General features: G+C 49.3%; 9 protein-coding genes and 1 pseudogene. All 10 read left to right on the top strand.

The window, feature by feature from the left end; genetic code table 11:
* On the top strand, positions 1-251 hold a 251-nt coding region (locus tag ACWYRJ_RS20320), incomplete at its 5' end, for a DUF4406 domain-containing protein (protein ID WP_455508516.1).
* Positions 248-439 (top strand): DUF1382 family protein, encoded by a 192-nt coding sequence (locus ACWYRJ_RS20315; RefSeq protein WP_455508515.1) that lies wholly within the window; start codon positions 248-250, stop codon positions 437-439. The genes ACWYRJ_RS20320 and ACWYRJ_RS20315, both read left to right, overlap by 4 nt.
* 91 nt (positions 440-530) lie before the next feature.
* Complete coding sequence (locus ACWYRJ_RS20310; RefSeq protein WP_455508514.1) at positions 531-749, top strand: TraR/DksA family transcriptional regulator; 219 nt, start codon at positions 531-533, stop codon at positions 747-749.
* Entirely contained in the window at positions 749-1,126 is a 378-nt protein-coding gene (locus ACWYRJ_RS20305; protein WP_455508513.1) for a phage protein NinX family protein, read from the top strand. The genes ACWYRJ_RS20310 and ACWYRJ_RS20305 overlap by 1 nt, the downstream gene beginning before the upstream one ends.
* Positions 1,104-1,343 carry a DUF4222 domain-containing protein gene (locus ACWYRJ_RS20300; RefSeq protein WP_455508512.1) on the top strand — a complete coding sequence of 80 codons (240 nt, stop codon included), beginning with the start codon at positions 1,104-1,106 and terminating at the stop codon, positions 1,341-1,343. The genes ACWYRJ_RS20305 and ACWYRJ_RS20300 overlap by 23 nt, the downstream gene beginning before the upstream one ends.
* 9 nt (positions 1,344-1,352) lie before the next feature.
* Entirely contained in the window at positions 1,353-2,186 is an 834-nt protein-coding gene (locus ACWYRJ_RS20295; RefSeq protein ID WP_455508511.1) for a DUF1281 family ferredoxin-like fold protein, read from the top strand.
* Between the two features lie 108 nt (positions 2,187-2,294).
* On the top strand, positions 2,295-2,543 hold the full coding sequence (locus tag ACWYRJ_RS20290; RefSeq protein WP_022650951.1) for an excisionase family protein: 249 nt from the start codon (positions 2,295-2,297) through the stop codon (positions 2,541-2,543).
* A gap of 32 nt (positions 2,544-2,575) precedes the next feature.
* Positions 2,576-3,856: a site-specific integrase gene (locus tag ACWYRJ_RS20285; RefSeq protein WP_022650950.1), complete on the top strand. Its 1,281-nt coding sequence runs from the start codon at positions 2,576-2,578 to the stop codon at positions 3,854-3,856.
* Between the two features lie 44 nt (positions 3,857-3,900).
* Positions 3,901-4,845: pseudogene (locus ACWYRJ_RS20280) on the top strand (maltose/glucose-specific PTS transporter subunit IIC); the annotation flags it as partial.
* A gap of 85 nt (positions 4,846-4,930) precedes the next feature.
* Positions 4,931-6,328 (top strand): recombinase family protein, encoded by a 1,398-nt coding sequence (locus ACWYRJ_RS20275; protein ID WP_455508510.1) that lies wholly within the window; start codon positions 4,931-4,933, stop codon positions 6,326-6,328.
* Positions 6,329-6,423 lie beyond the last annotated feature (95 nt).

Below are 6,423 nucleotides of genomic sequence, written 5' to 3'. Positions count from 1 at the left end.
ACCGTGCCGCTTTTAACCATGCGCATTTTCATCTCTGGTCGAAAGGCCATATTGTTCTGAATCCCGCCCGTCTACCAGATGGATTAACCCAGGCCGAGTACATGGACATCTGCCTGTCTATGCTTCGCTGTGCTGATGCTATCTACATGCTTGAAGGCTGGGAGCACTCCGCTGGTGCCCGAGCGGAGAATGCGTTGGCCGAGAAGCTTGAAATGGAAATTATCTTCCAGGAAGAGGATCGCGCCGCATGAACAGAGTCTCACCAGTTGATTTGAGAAAAAGCCTCGAAATTGCCAACCACCTGGCGCATATCGGGATTCGCTTTGTGCCGATCCCGGTGGCGACCGAGGAAGAATTCCAGACGCTGGCCACCGAGTTATCGCTACGGCTTGAGCAGATGGCTGTCGAAGCCGAGAAGAATGATGGCGGTGCAGCATGAAGGCACTAATCACTAGGTCGTTTAGTCGGCCTTTTTTATTGCTGGCGTTCACCTTCAACCGAATTAACCGACAGTTCCGGGAGCATTGACCATGGCAGACATCATCGATACCGCAGCAGAGATTGAAGAGCTTCAGCGTAACGCTGCCCTTTCCGCTCATCGGCTCAACCGCAACGCCGTATCAGCTGAGCGTTGTGAAGAATGCGACGAACCAATTCCCGAGCCGCGGCGCGCTGCCGTTCCCGGCTGCAAAACGTGTTCCAGTTGCCAGGAAGAGATCGAATTGAGGAATAAGCAGAGGGGATTGTGATGGATTACAGCAAGTTGAGTGATACGGAAATAAACGCAGCAGTTGCTGATGAGCTTAATAATCTACATCAGGAAATGCTGTTTATGTTTAACCCTGCTGGATACGTTTATCGGTTGGGATACGGAAATATTGAAAGCCCATACAGTGACGGGGAGCCAGAAGAGGTGATTTTTGACCCTGTAAATTCATGGTCAGATGCAGGGGAAATCATCGCGGATAACGAAATTAATATCCTTTGGAACTGGAATGAAGAAGGCCTGCATGGTGCTACCGCATTGCCACTCTATGAGTATGAACATGAAAATGCGCTTCGTGCAGCGATGACAGTATTCCTCATGATACAGGGCTCTTCAAATGTTCAGGATAATCCAGCCTAATACCTGGTACGCCGATCCCCACGGCGCACCCTGCCAAATCCTCCGCGCTACCCACGAAGTAATCCACTACATCAGAAACGGTCGCACCTGCATCGCCAGCATGGGCCGCTTTCAGCATGAATTCGAGCCGCTGACCAAAGCACAGGCCGAGCGGATCGCCGAAGAAATCGAAACAGCAGAACACCTGAAGAAGCTGCGCGCCCAGCGTGCGGCGTAAGGAGACAGAATGCCAAACCACGTAACAAACGAAATCCGCGTTATAGGCGGAACCAATAAACAGCGCCTCGCGTTTATCAGAACAATCACCAATAAGCGCGGGAATATTGATTTCAACAATATTTCTCGCATGCCAAAGAGCCTGATGATTGACGAGAGTTCCTGGGTGGAAAAACTTGCCAGCGCTATCGCTGGCGAGCACATGGGCCGCTTCGCATTCGAGGAAATTGAAAGCCCAGCCGCAGTAATAGAAATGATGCGCAAGCACGGAAGCACGGACAAATTCATAAAAAAGGTTAAGCAACACGCAATGATGCGCATCGAAAATAAGCGCCGTTACGGGTTTTATTCCTGGTACGACTGGTCATGCGCCAAATGGGGAACAAAGTGGAATGCCTACAGTGTAGAAATGCCGATCTACAGGCCGCGTGAAAGAGTTAAGCGAGGCTACCAGCATCGACCAACGCACGTGCGGGCATACGATAAACGTGTTTTCAAAAAGAAGTTGGCGCGTCATGCGGCGAGCGGCGCCCCGCTGGTGATTCGTTTTGAGACTGCATGGAGTTGCCCAGAGCCTGTTTACCATGAGCTCTCCAGCAGATTCCCGCACCTCGAGTTTCATATCCGTTATGCGGATGAAGATATGGGTAGCAACTGCGGAACCGTCTTACTCAAGAATGGAGAATGGTCTGCTGATGATATTGCTCCGCGCTGGAGTGAGCAGACCGAAGAAGAGCATTTCAAATGGCGAAAGTTTGCTTTTCAGGTTCGCTATCCAGGCGACACGCCGCAACAGCACGGCATGAATGACCAGTACAAGTACGACGAAGATGAAGACGACTGACGCAACTGATAGCCAGTTATGAGCTGGCTATTGGGTACGAAAGCACTGCATCACATCCCTTGATGTTATTGCCGCCTACGGGCGGCTTCTTTTTGCCTGGAGAAAACCATGAGCGACATTATTCAGTTGGTACCGAATAAATGGGTCACAGAGGAACTTTTAACTGCGACAACCGGCATGTCAAAGCACATGATTCAGCATGCCCGCCGGTCTACCTGGATGGAGGGAAAGCATTATCGCCATGTTGCCCCTGATATGGCACCTAAGCAAAACAGCCCAATCATGTATAACCGCGATGAGATAAACCACTGGATCGAGCACCAAAGCCCAGCGAAACGCCGGAGAATATCTGCTTAAATGTCCTTTGGCACATCAAACGAGGAATGATTATGGCAGCATACCCAACAGGCGTAGAGGTTCATGGCGAATCGTTACGCATATGGTTCATATATCAGGGGAAGCGTGTCAGGGAAAATCTCGGCGTTCCTGACACGCCAAAAAACAGGAAAATGGCAGGCGAACTTCGGGCTTCAGTCTGCTTTGCGATAAAGACAGGCACATTCAATTATGCCTCGCAATTCCCTGATTCATCGAACGCAGAGAAATTCAGCACTGTCAGAAAGCAAATCTCACTACTTGAACTGAAATCGAAATGGCTTGGGCTTAAGGAGATGGAGCTTAGCCTCGGGACGTTGAGGCGTTACGATTGCCACCTCACAACCACTATCGAAACAATTGGTGAGCACAGGTATATCGGCAGCCTGAACACTGAAGATATCCTTAGTGCCAGGAAGGAGCTACTGAACGGCTGGCAGAAGACCAGACATGGCCTAAATCATCCACCCAAAAAGGGAAGAAGCGTTCCTACAGTCAATAGCTATATGGCATGCCTTGGCGGGATGCTGAGCTTTGCTTTCAAAAGTGGCTACCTGAAAACCGATCTGATGGCAGGTATTACCCCTCTCGCAAAAGAAAGGCCCATTCCAGATCCTCTTACTTCTGATGAGTATCAGAGAGTGGTTGCGGCCTGCCCAACGCTGCAGTTTCAGAATATGGTTATCTTTGCGGTAAATACAGGCGTCAGGCATGGCGAACTAAGCGCGTTATCCTGGGAGGATGTGGATACTGTCAACTGGACTGTTACAGTGTCACGGAACTATTCCCTGAAGGGAAACTTCACCCTGCCAAAAACCAACGCCGGGATTCGAACAATACAGCTGACCCAGCCAGCAATTGATGCCCTCAAGGCGCAAATGCCACTGACCAGAATGATGGCATCCCACAAGGTAAGCGTCAGCCTACGGGAATACAAAAAAAAGAGAACCGATGAATGCACCTTTATATTCTCGCCGTCCATTACTTCAATGAACGGTAAGAAGACGATGTGCTACGTCCCAGGATCCATTAATTCAGCCTGGCGCACTGCCCTGCGTCGTGCAGGCGTCCGACAAAGACGGTCTTATGAAACCAGGAACACATATGCGTGCTGGGCACTGGTCGCCGGAGCGAACCCAAATTTCGTTGCGCACCAGATGGGCCATTCGTCAGCGCAAATGCTATTCACGGTTTACGGTAAATGGATGACCGAGAATAACCATGACCAGGTGGGCATTTTGAACGCATCATTTACTCAAAATGCCCCACTGATGCCCCATAGAAAAACCGCATAACCTTAACTATCTGATTTAACATATTAATATCACTTCAATCATGATTCATCTGGATGAGTAAAGTCGGCTCCTTTGCGTTTAGCTTCCTGCCCGTCATGTTCTGTATCGCTATCCCGCTGGGCCTGGCCCGCGAGAACAAAGGCGTCGCGGCGTTTGCCGGTTTTGTGGGTTACGCGGTGATGAACCTGGCGGTTAACTTCTGGCTGACCGCGAAAGGCATTCTGCCGACCACCGACGCTGCCGTGCTGAAAGCTAACAACATTCAGAGCGTGATCGGTATCCAGTCTATTGATACCGGGATCCTCGGTGCAGTGATCGCGGGCGTGATTATCTGGATGCTGCACGAGCGCTTCCACAATATTCGTCTGCCGGATGCCCTGGCCTTCTTCGGCGGTACCCGCTTTGTGCCGATTGTGACCCTGGTGGTCATGGGTCTGTTTGGTTTGATCATTCCGCTGATCTGGCCGGTCTTTGCGATGGGCATTAACGGTATTGGCCGCATCATCAACGGCGCGGGAGATTTTGGTCCGATGATCTTCGGCACCGGCGAGCGTCTGCTCCTGCCGTTTGGCCTGCAGCATATCCTGGTGGCTCTGATTCGCTTCACCGAAGCGGGCGGCACCATGGAGGTGTGCGGTCACGATGTGAGCGGCGCGCTGACCATCTTCCAGGCGCAGCTGAGCTGCCCGACCACCCACGGCTTCTCCGAAAGCGCAACCCGCTTCCTGTCTCAGGGTAAAATGCCTGCCTTCCTCGGCGGCCTGCCGGGTGCCGCGCTGGCGATGTACCACTGCGCGCGCCCGGAAAACCGTCATAAAATTAAAGGCCTGCTGATTTCCGGCGTGATCGCCTGCGTCGTGGGCGGTACCACCGAGCCAATCGAATTCCTGTTCCTGTTCGTCGCACCGGTGCTGTACCTCATCCACGCGGTGCTGACCGGTCTGGGCTTTACCGTGATGGCGGTGCTGGGCGTTACCATCGGCAACACTAAAGTAAAATACACCTCATTAAGAATTGAGGCGTAAAAACAGCTATACCTGTCGCCCCAATGGATTACCAAGGAGGTGATGACCAATGTCTGCACATGTTACAATCTTAAGAAATACAGTACTTCCAGTGAAATTCAATACCATGAATCGTCCACGCTTATATTCATATATCCGTTACTCCAGCGAACGACAAGGTAAAGGTAGTTCGATTGAGCGTCAGAAGAGCTACATTGCTGAAATGGCAAAACAGATTGCTACTGAGTACGATCTGGAGATTTTCGAGGAATACCAAGATTTAGGGGTATCCGCGTACAAGGGTAAAAACGTTCAGGAAGGAGCTTTATCGGATTTCATAGACCAAGTTGAATCCGGTTTGATCCCAAAGGGGTCTTTCCTCTTGATTGAATCCCTTGATCGCTTCTCACGCCAGAACGCCATGCAAGCGGTTAACCTTTTCACCAGCTTATTACTTAATGGCATCACGGTAATTACCGGGATTGATAAACAGGTTTACAGACAGACTGAAGTAAACACCGAGACATTGCAGCAACTGATGTTTAGCGTGATGTTGTTCAGCCGTGCAAACGAAGAAAGTTCAACCAAATCACACCGCACCATTGCAAGTGCTCTGTCCAAGATCAGACGTCACCAGGAACGGAAACCAGGTGATCCTGTAGTCGCAATTAAAGAGTTAGGCTCGGATAAATGGTGGACAGATTCAAGTACTGGATATGTCAATCCGCATCCAGTCCTGTTCCCCATAGCAAAAAAAATTATCCAGTTAAAACAAGACGGTTGGTCAAATCGGATGATCCTTCAACATCTGAAAAACAACTACGATGGACCGGTTATTGGCAACAAAAAATCAAAAGGTATATGGAATATGCAGCATTGTTCCAGAATCCTTGAACCTGCCATTTATGGACGAAAAGTAATCACTGTAAACAATGCAGAATACGTTCTGGATGATTATTACCCTGCGATCATCAGCAAAGATGAATATGAAGCGTTAAAGCTCCAAGTTGGAAACAAAGGATTTGCCCCGAATCGCGAGAGTAATCCAGAAATACCATTACTTTCCGGTATTGGTATTTTGCACTGTGCGCACTGCTCATGTTACATGGTTAAGGCTAAATCAACCCTTAAAAACCATCCACATGCTTACCGTTACCAATGTGCATCCAGAGATTTACATCAAGATTGTAATAAGTGGGGATTCAGGGCAAGCACCCTTGAAAGGACGATTTTACAACTAATAGCCGATAGAATATTCTTACAGACGAAATATCAACCATCTGGTTTAGAAGGGAAAATAGCGGACATACAATCGCAAATTGAGAACTATGTATTGGCTATAGGTTCAGCTAAAAGCCCTGAGATCATTAATAGCCTCACTTCGCAAATTGATCAACTAGAACAAGAAAAACAAAGTCTGATAGTGGAAAAAAGACTGGCTTTGTTGAATAAATCGAACTTTTGCTGAGTTGAAGGATCAGATCACGTATCTTCCCGACAACGCAGACCGTTCCGTGGCAAAGCAAAAGTTCAAAATCACCAACTGGCCCACCTACAATAAAG

Source organism: Enterobacter sp., from assembly GCF_977039595.1.
This window is presented reverse-complemented; position numbering and strand designations above follow the sequence as displayed.

Bases quoted from the DNA above. Each gene is read 5' to 3' on its own strand.
- ACWYRJ_RS20290 (WP_022650951.1), top strand. From the start codon at position 2,295: ATGAGCGACATTATTCAGTTGGTACCGAATAAATGGGTCACAGAGGAA.
- ACWYRJ_RS20275 (WP_455508510.1), top strand. From the start codon at position 4,931: ATGTCTGCACATGTTACAATCTTAAGAAATACAGTACTTCCAGTGAAA.
- ACWYRJ_RS20300 (WP_455508512.1), top strand. From the start codon at position 1,104: ATGTTCAGGATAATCCAGCCTAATACCTGGTACGCCGATCCCCACGGC.
- ACWYRJ_RS20295 (WP_455508511.1), top strand. From the start codon at position 1,353: ATGCCAAACCACGTAACAAACGAAATCCGCGTTATAGGCGGAACCAAT.
- ACWYRJ_RS20285 (WP_022650950.1), top strand. From the start codon at position 2,576: ATGGCAGCATACCCAACAGGCGTAGAGGTTCATGGCGAATCGTTACGC.
- ACWYRJ_RS20310 (WP_455508514.1), top strand. From the start codon at position 531: ATGGCAGACATCATCGATACCGCAGCAGAGATTGAAGAGCTTCAGCGT.
- ACWYRJ_RS20305 (WP_455508513.1), top strand. From the start codon at position 749: ATGGATTACAGCAAGTTGAGTGATACGGAAATAAACGCAGCAGTTGCT.
- ACWYRJ_RS20315 (WP_455508515.1), top strand. From the start codon at position 248: ATGAACAGAGTCTCACCAGTTGATTTGAGAAAAAGCCTCGAAATTGCC.